This window comes from Nonomuraea sp. NPDC050663 (assembly GCF_044456985.1).
Classification (GTDB): domain Bacteria; phylum Actinomycetota; class Actinomycetes; order Streptosporangiales; family Streptosporangiaceae; genus Nonomuraea.
The window spans coordinates 607934-626372 of sequence record NZ_JBITGL010000002.1 but is presented as its reverse complement, the minus strand read 5'-3'; the positions used below and the strand labels follow the sequence as shown (position 1 = coordinate 626372).

Annotated in this window: 16 protein-coding genes; 6 read left to right on the top strand and 10 right to left on the bottom strand. The window is 70.5% G+C overall.

All coding sequences use genetic code 11. From position 1 onward, the window contains the following. Nucleotides 1-31 precede the first annotated feature (31 nt). The gene (locus tag ACIBH1_RS07620) at nucleotides 32-1843 is read right to left on the bottom strand and encodes a bifunctional metallophosphatase/5'-nucleotidase (protein ID WP_397312775.1); all 1812 of its coding nucleotides are present in this window, start codon (nucleotides 1841-1843) and stop codon (nucleotides 32-34) included. A 222-nt stretch (nucleotides 1844-2065) separates the two neighbouring features. Here ACIBH1_RS07620 and ACIBH1_RS07615 point away from each other — a divergent pair, with 222 nt between their 5' ends. Beyond that, nucleotides 2066-3403, top strand: a complete 1338-nt coding sequence (locus ACIBH1_RS07615; RefSeq protein WP_397312774.1) for a glycoside hydrolase family 16 protein — start codon at nucleotides 2066-2068, stop codon at nucleotides 3401-3403. A gap of 69 nt (nucleotides 3404-3472) precedes the next feature. Here the strand turns inward: ACIBH1_RS07615 and ACIBH1_RS07610 are convergent, their stop codons facing one another. From ACIBH1_RS07610 to ACIBH1_RS07570, 9 genes are all read right to left on the bottom strand, one after another. Further along, on the bottom strand, nucleotides 3473-4372 hold the full coding sequence (locus ACIBH1_RS07610) for an ABC transporter substrate-binding protein (RefSeq protein WP_397312773.1): 900 nt from the start codon (nucleotides 4370-4372) through the stop codon (nucleotides 3473-3475). Continuing rightward, complete coding sequence (locus ACIBH1_RS07605; protein WP_397312772.1) at nucleotides 4369-5484, bottom strand: LLM class flavin-dependent oxidoreductase; 1116 nt, start codon at nucleotides 5482-5484, stop codon at nucleotides 4369-4371. Before ACIBH1_RS07605 ends, ACIBH1_RS07610 begins: the two co-directional genes overlap by 4 nt. After that, nucleotides 5474-6391 carry an LLM class flavin-dependent oxidoreductase gene (locus ACIBH1_RS07600; RefSeq protein ID WP_397312771.1) on the bottom strand — a complete coding sequence of 306 codons (918 nt, stop codon included), beginning with the start codon at nucleotides 6389-6391 and terminating at the stop codon, nucleotides 5474-5476. The genes ACIBH1_RS07605 and ACIBH1_RS07600 overlap by 11 nt, the downstream gene beginning before the upstream one ends. Further along, nucleotides 6391-7404 carry an ABC transporter substrate-binding protein gene (locus ACIBH1_RS07595; protein WP_397312770.1) on the bottom strand — a complete coding sequence of 338 codons (1014 nt, stop codon included), beginning with the start codon at nucleotides 7402-7404 and terminating at the stop codon, nucleotides 6391-6393. The genes ACIBH1_RS07600 and ACIBH1_RS07595 overlap by 1 nt, the downstream gene beginning before the upstream one ends. Beyond that, on the bottom strand, nucleotides 7401-8087 hold the full coding sequence (locus ACIBH1_RS07590) for an ABC transporter ATP-binding protein (protein ID WP_397312769.1): 687 nt from the start codon (nucleotides 8085-8087) through the stop codon (nucleotides 7401-7403). The genes ACIBH1_RS07595 and ACIBH1_RS07590 overlap by 4 nt, the downstream gene beginning before the upstream one ends. After that, nucleotides 8084-8935: an ABC transporter permease gene (locus ACIBH1_RS07585; RefSeq protein ID WP_397312768.1), complete on the bottom strand. Its 852-nt coding sequence runs from the start codon at nucleotides 8933-8935 to the stop codon at nucleotides 8084-8086. Before ACIBH1_RS07585 ends, ACIBH1_RS07590 begins: the two co-directional genes overlap by 4 nt. Beyond that, complete coding sequence (locus ACIBH1_RS07580; RefSeq protein ID WP_397312767.1) at nucleotides 8932-9936, bottom strand: ABC transporter substrate-binding protein; 1005 nt, start codon at nucleotides 9934-9936, stop codon at nucleotides 8932-8934. Before ACIBH1_RS07580 ends, ACIBH1_RS07585 begins: the two co-directional genes overlap by 4 nt. A 71-nt stretch (nucleotides 9937-10007) precedes the next feature. Then, a complete protein-coding gene (locus tag ACIBH1_RS07575) occupies nucleotides 10008-11060 on the bottom strand; it encodes a hypothetical protein (protein ID WP_397312766.1) in 1053 nt (350 codons plus the stop codon). A 40-nt stretch (nucleotides 11061-11100) separates the two neighbouring features. Further along, entirely contained in the window at nucleotides 11101-12687 is a 1587-nt protein-coding gene (locus ACIBH1_RS07570; RefSeq protein WP_397312765.1) for an alkaline phosphatase D family protein, read from the bottom strand. 144 nt (nucleotides 12688-12831) lie between these two features. On the opposite strand from ACIBH1_RS07570, the gene ACIBH1_RS07565 reads away from it, so the two are divergent. Genes ACIBH1_RS07565 through ACIBH1_RS07545 form a run of 5 tightly spaced genes read left to right on the top strand, consistent with a single transcriptional unit; the run spans nucleotide 12832 to nucleotide 18420 of the window. Continuing rightward, a complete protein-coding gene (locus ACIBH1_RS07565) occupies nucleotides 12832-13848 on the top strand; it encodes a LacI family DNA-binding transcriptional regulator (protein WP_397312764.1) in 1017 nt (338 codons plus the stop codon). A 10-nt stretch (nucleotides 13849-13858) separates the two neighbouring features. Further along, on the top strand, nucleotides 13859-15151 hold the full coding sequence (locus ACIBH1_RS07560) for an ABC transporter substrate-binding protein (protein WP_397312763.1): 1293 nt from the start codon (nucleotides 13859-13861) through the stop codon (nucleotides 15149-15151). Continuing rightward, nucleotides 15135-16001 carry a carbohydrate ABC transporter permease gene (locus ACIBH1_RS07555; RefSeq protein ID WP_397312762.1) on the top strand — a complete coding sequence of 289 codons (867 nt, stop codon included), beginning with the start codon at nucleotides 15135-15137 and terminating at the stop codon, nucleotides 15999-16001. The genes ACIBH1_RS07560 and ACIBH1_RS07555 overlap by 17 nt, the downstream gene beginning before the upstream one ends. After that, on the top strand, nucleotides 15998-16828 hold the full coding sequence (locus ACIBH1_RS07550; RefSeq protein WP_397312761.1) for a carbohydrate ABC transporter permease: 831 nt from the start codon (nucleotides 15998-16000) through the stop codon (nucleotides 16826-16828). The genes ACIBH1_RS07555 and ACIBH1_RS07550 overlap by 4 nt, the downstream gene beginning before the upstream one ends. A 2-nt stretch (nucleotides 16829-16830) precedes the next feature. Beyond that, complete coding sequence (locus ACIBH1_RS07545; protein ID WP_397312760.1) at nucleotides 16831-18420, top strand: FAD-dependent oxidoreductase; 1590 nt, start codon at nucleotides 16831-16833, stop codon at nucleotides 18418-18420. The last annotated feature ends 19 nt before the right edge of the window (nucleotides 18421-18439 follow it).

Below are 18439 nucleotides of genomic sequence, written 5' to 3'. Positions count from 1 at the left end.
CGAAAGCGCCCGACAAGCGGGGCCTGAGCCGTTAGAAGACGGGCACCCCTTCACGCACGAGCTTCCAGTTGGACACCGCGAACGTCGAAGGGTCGATCACGCCCTCGGCCACCGCCGTGTCGATCATCGCCTGCCGGATCTCCACCTGCTTGTTGTAGATCGTCGGCGCCCCCGCGATGTGCCTGAACTGCCCCGCCCCCGTGGCCCGGTAGTTGTTCACCGCGATGACGAACCGCTGCGCCGGGTCGACGGGTGCGCCGTCGAAGGTGAGGTTGACGATGCGCGCCCCCGCCGGCTTGGAGATGTCGATGTCGTAGGAGACCCCTGACATGTGGTCGTAGTTGTAGTCGGGCGTAGCCTGCCCGTTCACGACCGCGTTGGTGAGGGTCGCGACGTCGACCGGGGCGCCCACCGGCACGGTGTTGAAGTAGTCGGCGCTGTCCTCCAGGTAGTCCTTGATCTGCGCCCCGGTGATGACCTTCGCCATGAGGGTGTTGTCGAAGATGTACAACCCGGCGATGTTCTTGATCGAGACCTCCCCGGCGGGGAAGGCGGCGGTGCGGCTGAAGGGGGCGGCGATCGAGACGATGGGCAGGGAGGCGTACTCCGTGCCGGCGATCGCCTCCTTGACGACCTTGGTCTGCACGTACTGGATGTAGTCGATGATCGGCGCGTCCTTGTAGGTGGCCTCGGCGGCCGACATGGCCTCGGTGGAGGTGGCGACGACCGTGTTGACGTACTTCTTGGTGACCTCGTGCTGGGCGTCGACGGCGGCGACGATCTCGGGGTCCTCGGCCACGGTGTTGGCGTTGACGGTGGTGGAGGTCTTGGTGGTGACCGTCCAGCGGCCGCGCTTCCAGGTGAGGGTGAGGTCGACGACGGCCAGGCGCATGCCCCACTTGCTGGGCGAGCAGACGAGGACCTGCTCGCCGTTCGGGCCGGGGGTGAGGTAGCCCTTCTCCTCCTTGTGCGCGTGGCCGAAGATGATCACGTCGATGCCGGGGACCTGCTGGGCGACGAGCTTGGAGGCGTTCTCGACGGGGATGGTGCCGCCGTTGTTGACGTCGAGGTAGGAGGAGAAGCCGTCGTCGCCGGCGTGGGCGGTGACGATGACGACGTCGCAGCGTTCGCGGTCCTTGAGGACCTTGACCCACTTCTTGGCCGAGACGACGATGTCCTCGAAGTCGAGCTTGCCGTCGACGTTGTCCTTGTCCCAGACGGCGGAGCCGGGGTTGGTCAGGCCGAGCACGCCGACGCGGATGGGCCTGCCCTGGCCGGGGACCCGCATCTGCTTGACGATGTAGGGGCGGAAGGCGGGCTTGCCGGTGCCGTGGACGAGGGCGTTGGCGCCGAGCACGGGGGCCTTCATCTGCTCGACCCAGGCGTTCAGCAGCGGGATGCCGTAGTTGAACTCGTGGTTTCCGAGGGTGACGGCGTCGTACCTGAGCGGGTTCATGGCCCGCGCCATCGGGTGGAGCTCGCCGGTCTCGGTGATCGGCTTGATCTTGGCGTAGTAGGTGGTGAGCGGCGTGCCCTGGATGGTGTCGCCCGAGTCGAACAGCAGGGTGTACTTCTCGCCGCGGTCCTTGCGGATCTGCTTGACCAGCGAGGAGACCTTGGCGACGCCGATGTGGTTGCCGGCGGAGTCCTTGTAGACGTCGTCGTTGAAGTAGTTCCAGTTCCGGCAGTTGCCGTGCAGGTCCGAGGTGCCCATCACGGTGATGGTGACGGGCCCGCCGGGCGAGGCGTGGGCGGCGCCGGGCCAGCCGGCGAGGGCGAGGGCGGCGGTGGCGCTCAGGCCGCCGAGGGCCTGACGGCGGCTGATCTCGGGAAACTGCTGCATGCGGGGGTCACCTTACTCAGGGAGGACGATCCCCAGAAAGATAGCGATCCGCCCTGGTGACCGATTCGGCGGGGACCCGCCGGCCGCCGTTCTCCCGCCGCCGTCGAGAACGCGCTCTCACGATGCACGAAACCCACGGTTGACACGGAGTAAAGGGCATGTTCACATCACTCTCAGAGAGCGCTCTCTAGCCCTGCACCCCCCAAAGGAGAGAGCCTGCCGATGCCACGCTTAGTCCTGATTGTTATGGCCGCGGCCGCCCTGGTGCTGTCCGCGGCGCCCGTGTCGGCCGCCGTGCCGCCGACGCCGAGCGGCTGGTCCCTGGTCTGGTCCGACGATTTCAACGGTACGGCGGGCAGCCTGCCGAGCTCGGCCAACTGGATCATCGACACCGGCCACAACTACCCCGGCGGCCCCGCCAACTGGGGCACCGGTGAGATCCAGAACTACACCAACAGCACCCAGAACGTGAGCCTCGACGGCTCGGGCAACCTGCGCATCACCCCGCTGGGCAGCGGCCAGAGCTGGACCAGCGCCCGCATCGAGACCGTGCGCTCGAACTTCAAGCCCGCCGACGGGCGGATCCTGCGCATCGAGGGCCGCATCCAGATGCCGAACGTGACGGGCAACCAGGCCCTCGGCTACTGGCCGGCGTTCTGGGCCCTGGGCTCGCCGTACCGCGGGAACTACTGGAACTGGCCGGCCATCGGCGAGTTCGACATCATGGAGAACGTCAACGGCATCAACTCCGTCTGGGCGGTGCTGCACTGCGGCGTGGCGCCGGGCGGGCCGTGCAACGAGAACAACGGTCTGGGCGCCAGCCGTGCCTGCCCCGGCTCGACGTGCCAGTCGGCCTTCCACACCTACCGCTTCGAGTGGGACCGCAGCGTCAGCCCCAACCAGCTGCGCTGGTACGTCGACGGCCAGCAGTTCCACAGCGTGAGCCAGAGCCAGTTCGACGCCACGACCTGGTCGAACATGACGGGCCACGCCGGCTACTTCATCCTGCTCAACGTCGCGATGGGCGGCGCCTTCCCCAACGGGGTCGCGGGTTTCGCCACGCCGACCGCGCAGACCGTCTCCGGCCGCCCGATGGTGGTCGACTACGTGGCCGTGTGGCAGTCGAACGGCGGCGGGAGCAACCCCGGCGGCGTCGACGCGCGTTCCACGATCCAGGCCGAGAGCTACCAGGCGCAGTCGGGCACGGCCCTGGAGGCGACCTCCGACACCGGCGGAGGGCAGAACGTCGGCTGGATCGCCAACGGCGACTGGCTGCGCTTCGACAACGTCAACTTCGGCTCCACAGCCGCCACCCAGTTCAGGGTCCGGGTGGCCTCCGGCGCGGCGGGCGGCGTGTCGGGGCTGGTCCAGGTGCGGCTGGGCAGTCCGACGGCGACGCCCGTCGGTGACTTCGCCGTGGGCAACACAGGGGGCTGGCAGAACTGGACGACGGTGCCGGGCGCCCTCGCAGCGACCACCGGCACCCATACCGTCTATCTGACCTTCAGCAGCGGCCAGCCGGCCGACTTCGTCAACGTGAACTGGTTGACCTTCAGCTAGCCGAACGAGAGCCGAAGGAGAAGGAAGGCCGGGGCGCGCGCCATCGCCCCGGCCTGGCTCACGTCACCCTCAGCGGGCCACCAGCTCGTTGATCTCCGGGAGCACCGCGTCGGCGACGACGACCTTCCTGTCGATGAGCCCCGCCGCGTGGAACAGGTCGGCGGCACGCTGCTGCTCGGCGACGAACTGCTCGGTCACCGGCTCCAGCCCGAACGGCCGGTGCCGCAGCGCGTGCTCCCACCGCTCGACGTCGCCGCCGTCGTCGGCGGCGAACAGCTCGGCGGCCTCGCGGTAGTTCCCGGTGATCCAGGAGTCCGACTCCTTCAGCGCCGCGACGATGGCCGACAGCTCCTCGAAGTGCTTCTCGGCGAAGTCACGCCGGGTGAACCAGAGCGAGCGGTGGCTGAACAGCCCGTCGGTCCGCACCAGCGTGCGGGTCTGCTCCTCGACCCCGCCGAGCGACGGGTAGGAGCCCACCCAGGCGTCGACCTCGCCGTCGATCAGCAGCTGGGCCGCGTTGACCCCGGCGTCGACCGGCTCGATGTCCTTCCACGACAACCCGGCGTCGTCAAGGGCGAACAGCAGCAGCGTCGTCTGCCACGACCCGTGGCCGAGCGCGACGCGCCGTCCCTTCAGGTCGGCGACCGACTGCACGGGCGAGTCGGCCCGCACGACAAGCCGGCCGTTCTCGTGCCGGGAGCCCGACACGGCGACGTAGACGACGTCGTGTCCCTGCCCCTGCGCGGTGACCGGAGGGGTCGAACCGGTGCCGATGAAGTCGTATCCGCCGTCGAACAGGTGATCACCGTGCGCGGTGGGCAGACCCTCCTGCGGGGAGGGACGCTCGCCCGCGGGCAGCGAGCGGAAGTCCACCCACTCGACCGACGGCAGGCTCTTCTCCAGGATCCCGCGGTGCCGCAGCACCCACAGGGAGTTGTTGTGGGGGAAATATCCGACACGGACCGTCATGCTGTGCTCCTCTTCAACAAGGGCAGGACGTTCTCGCCCACCCGGTAGGCCTCCTCCAGGTGCGGGACACCGGCGAGGATGAATGATCCGACTCCGAGCTCGATCAGCTCGTCGAGCCGCTGCGCGACCTGCTGGTAGCTGCCGACCAGCCCGAACGCGGGCCCTCCGCGCAGGAGGTGGAAGCCGCCCCAGACGTTCGGCTCGACCTCCAGGTCCCGGTGGCCGGTGACCTTGCCGGTGACGAAGGAGCGGCTGCGCTGCCAGCCGATGGAGTCGCCGGTGGCGTCCCGCAGCACGGAGGGGTCGATGTTGTCCCATCCGCGGCGGATCTCGTCCCAGGCCTCCTCCTCGCTCTCGCGGGCGACCACGTCGATGCGCACGGCGAAACGCGGGTCCCGGTCGGAGGCCTCGCGTACCTGGGTGAACTTCTCCGCCAGCGGCTCGAACGGCTCCAGCCACGACAGGTAGTAGTCGGCGTGCCGCCCGGCCGCGTCGATCGCGGCCTTGGAGGAGCCGGAGAAGTAGATCTCCGGGAAGGGCTGCGCGGCCAGCTCCTCGGGAAGCGCGGCGCCGTCGACCTGGTAGAAGCGGCCCTTGTGCCGGTACGGCTCGGCGCTCCAGACGCCGCGCAGCACGTCCAGGAACTCCGAGGTGCGCGCGTAGCGGTCGTCGTGGTCGACCTTGTCGCCCCACCACAGCTGCTGGGGGCCTCCGCCGCCGGAGATGATGTTGTAGACGACGCGCCCTCCGGTGGCCCGCTGGAGCGAGGCCGACATGCGCGCGGCCTGCACCGGGTGGAGGAAGCCGGGCTGGAAGGCGATCATGAACCGGTAGGTGGAGGTCTCCCTGGCCAGGGTCGCGGCGGCCGACCAGGGGTCGTCGGTGAACGGGAAGGACGGCAGCAGCCCGCCCACGAAGCCGGCGCTCTCGGAGGCCCTCGCGACGTCGCCCATGTGCTCGACGTGGCTGTAGCCGTCCGGGCGTCCGTCGCGCAGCCCGGGAGCCAGGCTGCCGGGCCCGACCGGCGCCCAGCCGCCCCGGCTGGGCACGCGGCGGCGCAGCGACGGCTGGTCGCCGTGGGTGCCGATGCGCCAGTACACGTCAATGGACATCGGCACTCTCCTTGGTCAGCAGCGGGAGCAGGTGCTCGCCGATCCGGTAGGTCTCCTCCAGGTGCGGCGAGGCGTCCAGGTGGAAGATCGTGATGCCGCGCGAGACGAACTCCCTGATGCCGGCGGCGACGTTGTCGTAGCTGCCGACCAGGTCTCCTTCCAGCCCTCTGGCCTCGGCGGCGTCCTCGCGGGCCGCGACCCGCAGGCGCACGCCGTACTTCAGGCCGGGCAGGCGCTCGACGGCCGACTCGATGTCGTCCCACGGGTCGAACAGGTGCACGTCGGCGTGCTCGGCCGACAGGTCGAGCTCCTCGGGCGAGGTGCCCGCCAGGTGCACGCGCGGGAAGGGCCGCCCGCCGAGCGGCGAGGGCACGCCGTCGTCGAGCACGGAGGCGAACCCGCCCTCCAGCACCTGGAAGTAGCGGCCCTCGTAGGTGAAGCCGCTCTGGGACCACACGCCCTTGGCGATGGTGAGGAACTCGGCCGCGCGGCGGTGGCGCTCGGGGCCGTCGAGGAAGTCGCCGTGGGCGCGGGCGGTCAGCGGGTCGAGGTCGCCGAGCTTCCAGTCGAGCCGGTCGCCGGAGAAGCGGGCCAGGGAGACGGAGAGCTTGGCGGCGTAGACGGGGGTGGCGATGGCCGGGTGGAACTCGGCCACGACGCGCAGGTAGCGCGAGCGGCGCAGCACTCCCCCGGCGACGATGAAGCTCTCCTCGCCGTCGGGGTCGAACGGCACCACGGCGCCGCTCAGCCCGGCGAGCTCGGCGGCGCGCGCGACCTGGGCGATGTGGTCGTAGGGGTCGGCGGGCGCGTGCCCGGGAACCGGGCGGGCCGGGTCGGTGAGGTGCTCGGGGAAGGTCCGCCGGCGACGGGCGCGGGTGGGCAGGGTGATGTGGAATTCGACGGCCATCACGCGGCCTGCCTGTCCGCCAGGAGGGCGCGGGCCTGCTCCAGCGGCTCGGGCGCGACCCACGACTCCAGGTCGAAGTCGGCGGCCAGGAAGCCGTGGGTGAGCAGGAACCGCTTCTGGATGCCCAGCAGCTCCAGCCGCCCGGCCGACAGGTCCGGGTGGAGGTCGAGGTGGAAGTCGTTGCGGTAGGCGGTGCGCCCGCCGTCCAGGCCGGAGTTGGTCTCGCCAGCGAGGATCTCCTGCACGCTCCCCAGGTTGGAGGCGGCCCAGTCGCCGGCGCGCAGCGACTGCGCGAGGAACTTGACGACCAGTTCGGGCTGCTCCTTCAGGAGCTGCTCGTGCACGGTGATCGGGCGGGGCGTGCCGTTGTTGACGCGGGTGCGCGGGTCGGGGTGCGCGTCGAGGTCGACGGCGACGACGGCGCCGATCTCGGCGGCCTGCTCGGCGGCCCGCGCGCCCTTGACGTAGACGGCGTCGACCTGGCCGGAGGCGAGCTCGGTGATGCCGGGCCACGACCAGGCTCCCCCGCGAGGAGCGCCGGGCTCGGCGCGACCGATGCGCGAGGGCGGCTGCTCGACCTCGACCAGGGTGACGTCGTCGAGGGTCAGCCCGGCCTGGGAGAGCGCCCCCTTGGCGCCGTGCAGCGCCATGGCGCGCGGGAAGCTCTCGCCGCGCGTGGCCGCCCACCGCGGCAGCGCGAAGCGCGCGCCCTTCAGCCCGGCGGCATCGGTGATGCCCGAATCGGGGCGCACCAGGACCGACTGCCACTCCTCGATCCAGGTGAGCCCGATCAGCCGGGTCGGCGCGCCCTCCGAGCGGGCCGCCAGCGCGGGCACGTTGCCGCCCTCGCGGAACAGGCCGAGCAGCTGGTGGTCGAAGTGGTGCCTGGCGATCTCGGGCGGCGCGTCCTGCAGGACCCCCACCTGCCCGAGCTCGTCGGCCAGCCAGCCGAGCCGGTGTGCCAGGCCGCTGGCCGTAGGCACCGGGCAGCGGGTGTACCAGATCTGAGTCATGACACTCCAAGAGTCGAGAGGAACAGGCGGCGGTGGGCGATGAAGTCGGGGTCGTCGCGGTCGCGCGGGTGCGGCAGCTCGATCGGCTGCTCGACGGCGAAGCGGCCGTCGCGCAACACGGCGACGCGGTCGGCCAGCCGTACGGCCTCGTCCACGTCGTGGGTCACCAGGACGACGGCGGGCCGGTGGCGGGCGCACAGCTCGGCGACCAGCTCCTGCATCTGCAGGCGGGTGAGGGCGTCCAGGGCGGCGAACGGCTCGTCGAGCAGGAGCAGCTCGGGCTCGCGCACCAGCGCGCGGGCCAGGGCGACGCGCTGGGCCTCGCCGCCCGACAAGGTGGCGGGCCAGGCTGCGCCGTACCCCTCCAGTCCCACCTCGGCCAGCGCCTGCGCGCCCTTGGCGCGCGAGCCGCGCGGCAGGCCGATCGTGACGTTCGGCAGCGTACGGCGGGCTTGCACGAGGCGGGGTTCCTGGTAGACGGTCGTACGGCGCGGCGGGGCGAGCACGGTGCCCGCGTCCGGCAGTTCGAGTCCGGCCAGGATGCGCAGCAGGGTGGTCTTGCCGGTGCCGCTGGGCCCGAGCAGGGCGAAGAACTCCCCGCGCCGGATCTCCAGGTCGACCCCGTCGAGGACGGTCTTGGGCCCGAAGCTCTTGCGTAGCCCGCTGATCCTGACGGCGCTCATCGGGCCGCCAGGTGCGCGCGCCAGGGCATCGCCAGCCGCTCGACCCCGCGGATGGCCAGGTCGATGGCGAGGCCCAGCACCGCGTAGATGGCGATGCACAACACCATGTAGTCGCTGCGGTAGTACTGCTGGGCGAGGGTGACCAGGTAGCCGATGCCCTCGGTGGCGCCGATCTGCTCGGCGGCGATGAGGCCGGTGAGCGAGATCGACAGGCAGATGCGCAGCGCCATGAGGATGTTCGGCAGCGCGCTGGGGATGATCACGCCGAAGGCCAGGCGGGCGCCGCTGAGCCCGAAGCCGCGGGCGGCCTCGACGACCTTGCGGTCGACGCCGCGCACGCCCAGGTAGACGTAGGCGTACATGGGCCCGGCGGCGGCCACGGCGATGAGCACGACCTTGAAGGTCTCCTGGACGCCGAACCAGGAGATGAACAGCGGCACGAGCGCCAGGAACGGCACCGCGCGCTTCATCTGCATGGTCGGGTCGATCAGCTCCTCGCCGAGCGCCGACAGCCCGGACAGCACGCCCAGAAGCAGGCCGAGTCCCGCGCCGACGGCGACGCCGAGTCCGGCGCGCACCGCCGAGGCGGCCAGGTACTCCCCGAGCTGGCCGGTGGCGATCAGCTCGCCCAGCGCGCCGAGGACGGCGCCGGGTCCGGCCAGGACGTCGGGCGACAGGGCTCCCGACGCCGAGCCGTACCACCAGCCCAGCAGGAGCAGCACGGGAACGCTGAGGCGCAGGGTCAGAGAGAGGGCGGCGGGCCGGCGTCGCACGCCGAGGTGGCGCGGGGTCTCCAGCGTGCCGGCCGCCTCCGCCGGCAGCGCCGGGCTCTGCGCGACCGCGCTCACGCCGCCGCCTTCTTGAACTCGTGGATCACCGCGGCCGGGTCGACGGCGGAGGGCAGCACGCCGTACTTGGTGAAGATCGAGGCGACGTCGGTCACGAACGCTCCGTCGGCGGCGGTCGCCGGGCGGGGCGGGTTGACGTAGCGCGACTTCTCGAGCTCGATCTGCAGCCGCTCCCCGCTGAGCGCGGTCGGGCCCTGCTGGAGGAAGACGTTCTGGAACTTCTCCGGGCTCTTCTTCGCCTCCTCGGTCAGCTCCCGCACCACGTCGAGGTAGGTCCTGACCGCCTCGGGGTGCCGGTCGAGCAGTTCGTTGCGCGCGGCGTAGATGCTGATGTCCTGGTCGGGCAGGGCGTTGCTGTGCACGAGCACCCGGGCGCCCTTGGCGATCACCTCGGGGTAGGCGCGCACGATCGCCCACCAGGCGTCGACCTTGCCGGTGGCGAAGGCGGAGGCGGCCTGGTCGGGGTTGAGGTAGACGCGCTTGACCTGGTCGACGGGGACTCCGGCCTGCTCCAGGGCGAGCAGCAGCAGGTATTCGCCGCGTCCGCCCTTGTTGACCGCGACCTGCTTGCCGGCCAGCTCCTTGATGTCCTTGACGGGGCTGCCGGCCGGGACCACCAGCCCGTCGGTCTTGGGAGCGGCCGGGTCGGTCACCCGGTCGGTGAAGGAGAAGATCTTGATGTCCTTGCTGTTGGCCAGGTAGCCGAGGACCGGGGAGATGGCGCCCTGCAGGACGTTGACGGAGCCGGAGCGCACGGCGTCGATCGTGGCGGTGAAGGAGGCGTAGCTGCCGCCCCACTCGACCTTGGCGCCGACCTTGGCCAGGCGCTGTTCGAGGATGCCGGTCTTCTTGGCGTAGGCGAGGGGTCCGGCGTTGCCGGGGTCCTGGAGCTTGAGCACCGCCGTGTCAGCGGCCCCCTGGCTGGCTCCCGCGGACGAACAGGCGGTGACGGTGACGACGAGGGCGGTCAGGACGGGCAGGAGACGATGGGGAATCCGCATATTCCCCATAATCCCGGTAGGAATTTAGGTAGTCAAGTCAGGCGATCTCTACACAAGGTGGTCGTGATGGGTCAGGATCGCTTGAAACCGGTGATTCGCCGCAGGATGTCCCACCAGAACGGCGCCCCGAACAGCAGCGCGACGTAAGTGAGCAGGAATCCGGGCCAGTGGGTCCAGGTGGTCAGGCGATCCCACCAGGCGCCGCCGTTCCACTGGACGCTGGGGTCGCCCTCGGCGGGCACCGACACGCTCACGACGGCGTTGCCGAGCGCCTGGATGAGCGCGGGCGAACTGAGGGTCTCGGTGATGCAGCCCGCCAGGTCGGCCGACTCTCCCGGCTGGGTGCACTTGACCTTGAGCTGCTCGACCACCTCGGGCCCTCCCGAGGCGGCCGCGGCCACGGCGGCGCGGTAGCCGTTGTCGCGCAGCACCGACTTGGCGAACTCCACCCCGTCGAGGCTGAAGATCAGCGTGATCACCAGGCCGAGCACGGCCACGACCCACTTGACGTACCTCTTGTAGAGCATCGACAGGCGCTGCATCTCGGCGTCGAACCAGATCTCGACGCCCTGGCGGAAGCGGTCCATGTCGCGCTGGGCGCCCTCCCAGACGCCCTTGAGGTGGCCGTGCAGCGGGCTCTTGAGCTCCTGGAGCTTGCCGAGCAGGCCTTCGACGCCTTCCGGCTCGGCCGCGGCCATCTCCACGACCGCGACCGCGAACCGCTCGGGCGGGATGTTGGCGATGCTGGTCCGGCCGGTCTTGGGGTGGTCGATCTCCTGCACGCGCTCGTAGAGGCGCTCGGTCATGGGCGCCGGCGCCTCCTCCGCGGCCGTCGGCGCGGGGGCTGCGTCGCTGGGCGCGGGCTGGTCGCTGAACTCCGGCCGCGGGTCACGCTGGAAGGGCAGCGCGGCGAAGACGTCGCGCACCTTGGCGGGCAGCCACGACTTGCCCTGCTCGTCGCTGCCGTCCATGGTGTCGCGCAGGTAGGCCCACAGGAACTTGGAACGGATCGACAGCAGCCTGACGAAGGCCTCGTTGAGGCCGCTCACCAGGAGCGACATGAGCAGGAAGAGCATCACCAGGCCGACGGCCAGGTCCGCGTAAAGCGACAGCAAAGCGATCACCCCCGCGCCTTGATACACCCGCGGCGGGGAGCGCGCAACACTACACGCTGGCCGCCTGCGCACCTGGCACACCGTGCTGTACGACGAAGGTGGCCTTGGTGCTGACGCGGCCCCCTGTGACCTCGATGTAGGGCACGGTGCGGAACTCGTTGGTCAGCTGGGCCGCCGTCACCGTCACCCGGCTGTAGCCGTGGAGCATGTCGCACCACTTCATATGCGGGTTGGCCCGCCTGTACGTCGCCGCGATCGCGGCCATCGCGGCCGGGTCGCGGTCGCCCATGGTCGAGATCGCGGTGCCGACGAACTCGGTGCCCACCTTCACGCCGCGGGTGTTCTCGTAGGTGGTCTCGAGGTCCATGACGTAGTTGGTGTGCCGGTCGCCGGTGACCACGACCAGGTTCTTCACCCCCGCGGTGCGCGCCTGCCCGAGGATGGCGTTGCGTTCGGCCACGTAGCCGTCCCACGGGTCGGTCCAGACCACCTTGGCCGCGGTGTCGTCGCGGTCGGTCTCGGCCATGGGCAGCTGGTTGCCGACGATCTTCCAGCGGGCCTGCGAGGTGGTCAGCCCGTCCATCAGCCACTGCTTCTGGGCGGCGCCAAGCATGGTGGCGCCCGGGTCGAACCGCTCGGGGCACGCGGGCGTCGAGCAGACCGGCTGGTCGGTGCGGTACTGCCGGGTGTCGAGCATCGTGAAGTCCGCCAGCAGGCCGTACTGCAGGCGCCGGTGGATGCCGATGGAGGGTCCGGAGGGCACCTGGCTCTGGCGTAACGGCAGATTCTCGTACATCGCCTGGTAGGCCTCCGCGCGCATCTGCCGGAACACCGCGGGATCGGTGCCGTACTTGGACAGGTCGGCGGCGAAGCCGTCCTCCACCTCGTGGTCGTCGTAGGTCATGATCCAGGCCGCGTTGGCGTGCGCGTTGCGCAGGTTCGGATCCAGCTTGTGGAGGGCGTACTGCAGGCGGAAGCGGGCCAGGTCGGTGCACTTGGCGGCCATGTATGACGGCAGTGGGATGTCGTAGTGGTGCGCCGTGCTGGTGACGCCGTACTCGTAGATGTAGTCGCCCAGGAAGACCACCAGGTCGATGTCCTCCTTGGCCAGGTAGTAGTAGGCGGTGTAGCGCCCGCCCTCGTAGCTGGCGCAGGAGGCGAAGGCGAACCTCAGCTGCAGCGCCATGGTGTTCGCGGCCGGCGCGGTCTTGAACTTGCCGGCCTGCGAGATGTGTCCGCCGGACCTGAAGCGGTACCAGTACAGGCGCCACGGCCGCAGCCCGGAGATCTCGGGGTGCACCGACCAGCCCAGTTCCCTGGTGGCGTGGACCGTGCCCCGCTGGACGACGACGGTGAAGGCGGAGTCCTCGGCCACCTCGTACTCCACGGCGATGGGCGCGGTGCCAGCCACGCCGCCCAGGCCGTCGGCGGCCAGCGGGTCGGGGGCGAGCCTGGTCCAGAGCACCGCCCCGTCGGGCGAGGGGTCGCCCGAGGCGACGCCGAGCGTGAAGGGCGTGCCGGCGAAGACGGCGGCCCTGGCCGCGTTCGTCGACCACGCGCCGGTGCCGAGCATGACGGCGGCGGCGCTCGCGGCGGAGTAGCCGAGGAATCGGCGTCGGGCGATATTTCCAGACATGCTCGAACAGTTGCCGTCGCCTCGGTCGCCGTCAAGGCGTCTAATACAAATTAGATTCGCTCCAGAGCCAGCCGACGGGACGTTGACAGGTATGGGGCAGCTGTCTACGATCCCGTCTAATTCCAATTAGAGAGGCCTCCAACCGTGACACGCAGACCACGTCAGAGAGACATCGCCAAACTGGCGGGCGTCTCCCAGACCACGGTCTCGCTCGTGCTCAACGGCAAGACCGCCGAGCTCGGCATCAACAGGGAGACCGAGCAGAAGATCCTCGACGCCATCCAAGAGCTCGGCTACGTGCCCAACGTCACCGCCCGGGCCCTGCGCGGCGGACGCAACGGCCTGCTCGGGGTGCACACCTTCGAGCCGCTGTTCCCGACCGGCAGCCGCGAGTCCTACTACGACGAATTCATGATCGGCATCGAGCAGCAGGCCATTCGCTCGGGGCAGGACCTGGTGTTGTTCACCTCCATGCACCAGGCAGGCGACCCCAGCGTCTTCCGCGGCGGCCAGAACCGGCTGCGCATCGCCGACGGCGCGATCATCCTCGGTTTCGAGCAGCACGACGACGAGCTGGAGCGGCTCGCCGCCGAGGGCTTCCCCTTCGTCTTCATCGGGCGCAGGGAGCGCGCCGCCGCGCTGATGCCGTACGTCACCGCCGACTACGCCCAGGCGATGGCGGGTCTCGTGGCCATGCTCCACGAGCACGGCCACCGCCGCGTCGCCTACCTGGGCCTGGCCGACCGGGCCGAGCCCCGCGTGGAGCGCCGCGAGTCCTTCGCCGCGGCCTGCGCCGCGCTCGGGCTCACCGTCACCGGGGAGCGTTTCGCCGGCCACGGCGAGCTCGACCGGGCCTGGATGGACGGCCTGCTCGCCCGCGAGACCACCGTGCTGCTGGTCGAGAGCCCCGATCACCTGGAGGAGGTGGCCGCGTTCGGCGTCGACATCCCCGGCACGCTGTCGGCCGTCGGCCTCGACTCCATCAACGAGTCCACCCCGGTCACCCACGACTGGACCCATCTGGTCGTCGCCCGGCGGGCCATGGGCGCCCGCGCCGTCGAGCTGCTGCTCGAGGTCCTCGACGGCCGGCGGGACCTGCATTACCACGAACGGCTGCCCTGCGGCTTCGCACCCGGCGCCACGCTGAACCGCATCTTCTAGGGGGTCCCCCATGCGCACCTTATTCACCGCAGGGTTCACCGCGGGCCTGCTCGCCCTGGCCCTGGCCGCCTGCTCCTCCGCCACCCCCTCCGACCAGCAGACGCCCGGCCCGCTGACGGTGTGGTTCCCCGGCAACAGCGAGGCGGAGATGAAGCTGGTCAAGGAGGGCATCGTGCCCGCCTTCGAGAAGGCCAGCGGCGCCGACGTCGAGGTCACCTACGTCGACTGGGCCGAGCTCTCGCCCAAGCTGAACGCCGCCTTCGCCGCGGGCACCGCCCCCGACGTGATCGGCCACGGCGTGGCCGCCACCGCCGACCTGGCGGCCAACGACCGCATCGAGGACCTGACCTCCTACGTGGCAAAGCTGGAAGGGCGCGCCGACCTGGCCGCCGCGCTGCCCGGCGGCCAGGTCGGCGGCAAGCAGTACATCGTGCCGCTCATCATGACGCTGCGCATGATCGTCTACAGCGGCGCCGACTTCAAGTCGGCCGGGCTCGACCCGGAGGAGCCGCCCAAGACCTGGGAGGAGGTCAGGGCCGCCGCCGAGGAACTGACCGAACGCGAGGGCGACACGATCGCCAAGGCGGGGCTGGTGCTGCCCAGCAACCCGATCGGCATCCAGCAGTCGTACGGCACGCTCCTGTGGTCCAACGGCGGCGAGTTCCTCTCCCCCGACGGCAAGAAGGCCAACCTCGACACCCCGGAGGCACGGGCGTCGCTGGAGTTCTTCGCCGGGCTCTACCAGGGCGCGGGCGCCGTCGACAACACCCTCGGGGGCACCTGGGCGAACTCGCCGCCCGCCGAGCAGCCGATCGTCACCGGCGCGGCCGCGATGCAGTTGTCGAACGCCGGCGACATCGTCAAGTACCAGGCCGCCGCCCCCGACCGCGACCTGCGTCTGATGGCGCCGCCCGGCTTCGCGGGACACGACGCCAAGGCGTTCGGCGGTCCGGCCAACGGGCTGATGATCAACAAGGACAGCAGGCAGAAGGACAGGGCCTGGCAGTTCATCGCCCACATGATGGGCGCCGACACCAGCCTGAGCTACGCCGAGGCGCTCGGCGCCCTGCCCGTGCGCGCCTCCTCGGTCGACTCGCCCTACGTCAGCAAGAACGCCGAGCTGCGCAAGGCCGTCGAGTCGCTGCCCGCCAACCACGCCAACCCGAACGTGCCCGGCTGGGTGCGCATGCGCGACGCCATGGGCAAGAGCCTGGAGATGGCACTGCACGGTAAGCTGTCGGCCGCCGAGGCGCTGAAGCGGGCCACCGCCGACGTGGACAAGATCATTGCGACGGGCTCCTGACCGACGCAGGCTCTTCGGCCTGCTGTTCGTCCTCCCGGCCGCGCTGTACGTGGCAATCTTCCAGCTCGGCCCGGTGCTCTATGGCCTGGTGCTCAGCTTCAGCCGCTACAGCCCGCTCAGCCGGGAGGGCGCCGTCTTCGTCGGCCTCGCCAACTACGCCGCCCTGCTCGACGACCCGGAGTTCGCTCAGGCGCTGCTGGTCACCGGGCGCTACGTGCTCCAGGTGCTGCCCTTCACCATCGGCATCGCGCTCGGCCTGGCCCTGCTGGCCGGCAAGGCCTTCCGCGGCGTCGGGTTCTTCCGCACCGCCCTGTACGTCCCGCACATCGTCTCGCTGACCGCCGTCAGCATGATCTGGTTGTGGATCTACTCCGAGCAGGGCCTGGTCAACGACGTGCTGGCGGTGTTCGGATTGCCCGAGCAGCGCTGGCTGGTCAGCGAGGACGCCGCGCTCAACGCCGCGTCGGCGATGCGCGTGTGGAAGGCCCTCGGGAGCAACATGGTGCTGTTGCTGGCCGGGCTGCACACCGTCCCGCGTGAGCTCTACGAGGCGGCCAAGGTCGACGGCGCCGGACGGTGGGCGCGCTTGCGCCATGTCACCCTGCCGGGCATCCGGCCGATCCTCACCTACGTGGTCGCGATGGACGTCATCTACCTCGCCCAAGGCTTCCCGGAGATCTTCGTGCTCACCCAGGGCGGGCCGTACGGCAGCACCACCACGGTCAACTACCTGATCTACACCGAGGCCTTCCAGTACAACGAGATGGGCAGCGCCTCGGCCATGGCGTTCGTGCTGTTCGCCTTCATCGCCGGCTTCACCGTGCTGGTCATCAGGGGAAGGAAGTCATGAGGCGCGCGCTCGTCCTGGCCGCGGTGACCGCCGTGGTGCTGCTGCCGTTCTGGTGGATGATCAGCCTGGCCCTCACCCCCGAGGGCGACCCGATCAGCTTCGTGCCCGACCGGCCCACCCTGGACAACTTCGGAACCGCCGTCCAGGCAGCCGACCTCGACCGCGCTTTCGCCAACTCCTCCATCGTCACGATCATCGCGGTGGCGGCCAACTGCGTGGTGCCGGTCCTGGCCGGCTACGCCTTCGCCCACCTGCCGTTCCGCGGCAGCAAGGTGATCTTCTACGCGCTGATCTCCACCGCGGCCATCCCGGTCTCGGTCACCCTCATCCCGCTCTTCCTGATGGCCAAGCACTTCCCCCTGAGCGGCGGCAACGACGTGCTCGGGCAGGGCGGGAGCGGGCTGCTCGACTCGCTCGGCGGCCTGCTCCTGCCGTACCTCGTGGGGACCATGAACATCTTCCTGTCCCGTCAGTACTTCTCGGGGCTCGACCGCGGCTATGCCGAGGCGGCGCGCATGGACGGCGCCGGCGAGCTGCGCATCTTCTTCAGTGTCTACCTACCGCTGGCGCGGCCGCTGCTGGCCCTGGTGGCCGTCTTCTCCTTCACCGGGGTGTGGGACGACTTCCTGTGGCCGCTGGTGGTCTCCACCTCGGAGCGGAGCACCACGGTGCAGCTGGCGATCACCGTCTTCGCCTCCACCGGCAACGTCAAATACGGCGCCCTCATGGCAGCGACCATTCTGGTCAGCCTCCCGGTCATGATCGTCTTCCTGGTCAACCAGCGGGGATTCATCGCCGGGCTCTCCGAGGGCGGGATCAAGGGATGAACGTGATCAAGCATTCTGCAGACGTCGTCATCGTGGGCGGCGGGCTCGGCGGGGTCGCCGCCGCCCGCGCCGCGCTCCTCCTGGGCCGCAGCGTCATCCTCACCGAGGCCACCGACTGGCTCGGCGGCCAGCTCACCAGCCAGGGCGTGCCGCCCGACGAGCACCCGTGGATCGAGCAGCACGGCTCGCGCGGCTACCGCGCCTTACGCGAGGGCATCCGCGAGCACTACCGGCGTGCCTACCCGCTCATCCCGTCGGCCCTCGGCGACCCGCTGCTCAACCCCGGCCGCGGCTTCGTCTCCGCGCTCTGCCACGAGCCGCGCGTGGCCGCCGCCGTCCTGGACGAGATGCTCTCGTCGTGGGTGGCGCAGAGGCGCCTGCTGATCCTGCGCGAGCACGAGCCGGTGGCCGCCGCCCGCGACGGCGACCGGCTGACCTCGGTGACCGTGCGGCGCCGCGACGGCTCCACCGTACGGCTCGGCGGAGGGTTCATCCTGGACGCCACGGAACTGGGCGACCTGCTCGAGCTGGCCGGCATCCCGTACGTCATGGGCGCGGAGTCGCGCGCGCAGACCGGCGAGCTGCACGCGCCCGAGCGGGCCGACCCCCTCGACCAGCAGGCGATCACCTGGTGCGCCGCGGTCGAGTACCGGGCGGGCGAGTCGCATGTGATCGAGGAGCCCGCCGGATACCGGCACTGGCGCGACACGGTCGACAAACGCTGGCCGGGGTCGCAGCTGTCGTGGCTCGACGTGCACCCGATCACCCTGGAGGAGCGTGACAGGCCGCTGTTCCTGCGCGACCCCGACGAAGCGGCCGTCCACGACGATCGGGGGTTGTGGCACTACCGCCGGATCCTGTCGCGCGCGCTCCTGGACCGGCCGGGGTTCGCCGACATCTCGCTGATCAACTGGCCGCAGACCGACTACTGGGAGCTGCCGCTGCTCGGCGTCGACGCCGAGACCCGGCAGGCGGCGCTGCGGGGGGCGCGGGACCTGACGCTCTCCTTCGTGCACTGGATGCAGACCGAGGCGCCGCGGCACGACGGCGGCAGGGGCTACCCGGAGCTGCAGCTGCGCGGCGACGTGCTGGGCACCCTCGACGGGCTGGCCAAGTCCGCCTACATCCGGGAGTCGCGACGCATGAAGGCGCTGTTCACGGTCACCGAGGAGCACGTCGGACACGCCATGCGCGGACCCGGCGCCGGGTCCGCGATCTTCGACGACAGCGTGGGCATCGGCTACTACCGCATCGACCTGCACCCCTCGACGTCCGGGCGTACGTACGTGGACATCGCGTCCTATCCGTTCCAGATCCCGCTGGGAGCGCTGGTGTCGCCGGACGTGGCCAACTTCGTGCCCGCGAACAAGAACATCGGCACCACGCACATCTCCAACGGCGCCTACCGGCTGCACCCGGTGGAGTGGTCGATCGGCGAGGCAGCGGGGGCCCTCGCCGTTCACTGCCTCGACCGGGGCCTGACCCCGGCCGAGGTGCGGGCGGAACCGCGGGAGTTCCAGGAGTTGCTGAGCGGCGCGCTGGGAGTCCCGCTGGCCTGGCCGGACGGGATCCGCCGCGCGACGGTCGACTGAGGGCGGCGGATCCCGCCTG

Coding starts and splice junctions, on each gene's coding strand:
- ACIBH1_RS07560 (WP_397312763.1), top strand. CDS start 13,859: ATGCGCACCTTATTCACCGCAGGGTTCACCGCGGGCCTGCTCGCCCTG.
- ACIBH1_RS07605 (WP_397312772.1), bottom strand. CDS start 5,484: ATGTCCATTGACGTGTACTGGCGCATCGGCACCCACGGCGACCAGCCG.
- ACIBH1_RS07610 (WP_397312773.1), bottom strand. CDS start 4,372: ATGACGGTCCGTGTCGGATATTTCCCCCACAACAACTCCCTGTGGGTG.
- ACIBH1_RS07550 (WP_397312761.1), top strand. CDS start 15,998: ATGAGGCGCGCGCTCGTCCTGGCCGCGGTGACCGCCGTGGTGCTGCTG.
- ACIBH1_RS07580 (WP_397312767.1), bottom strand. CDS start 9,936: ATGCGGATTCCCCATCGTCTCCTGCCCGTCCTGACCGCCCTCGTCGTC.
- ACIBH1_RS07620 (WP_397312775.1), bottom strand. CDS start 1,843: ATGCAGCAGTTTCCCGAGATCAGCCGCCGTCAGGCCCTCGGCGGCCTG.
- ACIBH1_RS07615 (WP_397312774.1), top strand. CDS start 2,066: ATGCCACGCTTAGTCCTGATTGTTATGGCCGCGGCCGCCCTGGTGCTG.
- ACIBH1_RS07570 (WP_397312765.1), bottom strand. CDS start 12,687: ATGTCTGGAAATATCGCCCGACGCCGATTCCTCGGCTACTCCGCCGCG.
- ACIBH1_RS07595 (WP_397312770.1), bottom strand. CDS start 7,404: ATGACTCAGATCTGGTACACCCGCTGCCCGGTGCCTACGGCCAGCGGC.
- ACIBH1_RS07590 (WP_397312769.1), bottom strand. CDS start 8,087: ATGAGCGCCGTCAGGATCAGCGGGCTACGCAAGAGCTTCGGGCCCAAG.
- ACIBH1_RS07600 (WP_397312771.1), bottom strand. CDS start 6,391: ATGGCCGTCGAATTCCACATCACCCTGCCCACCCGCGCCCGTCGCCGG.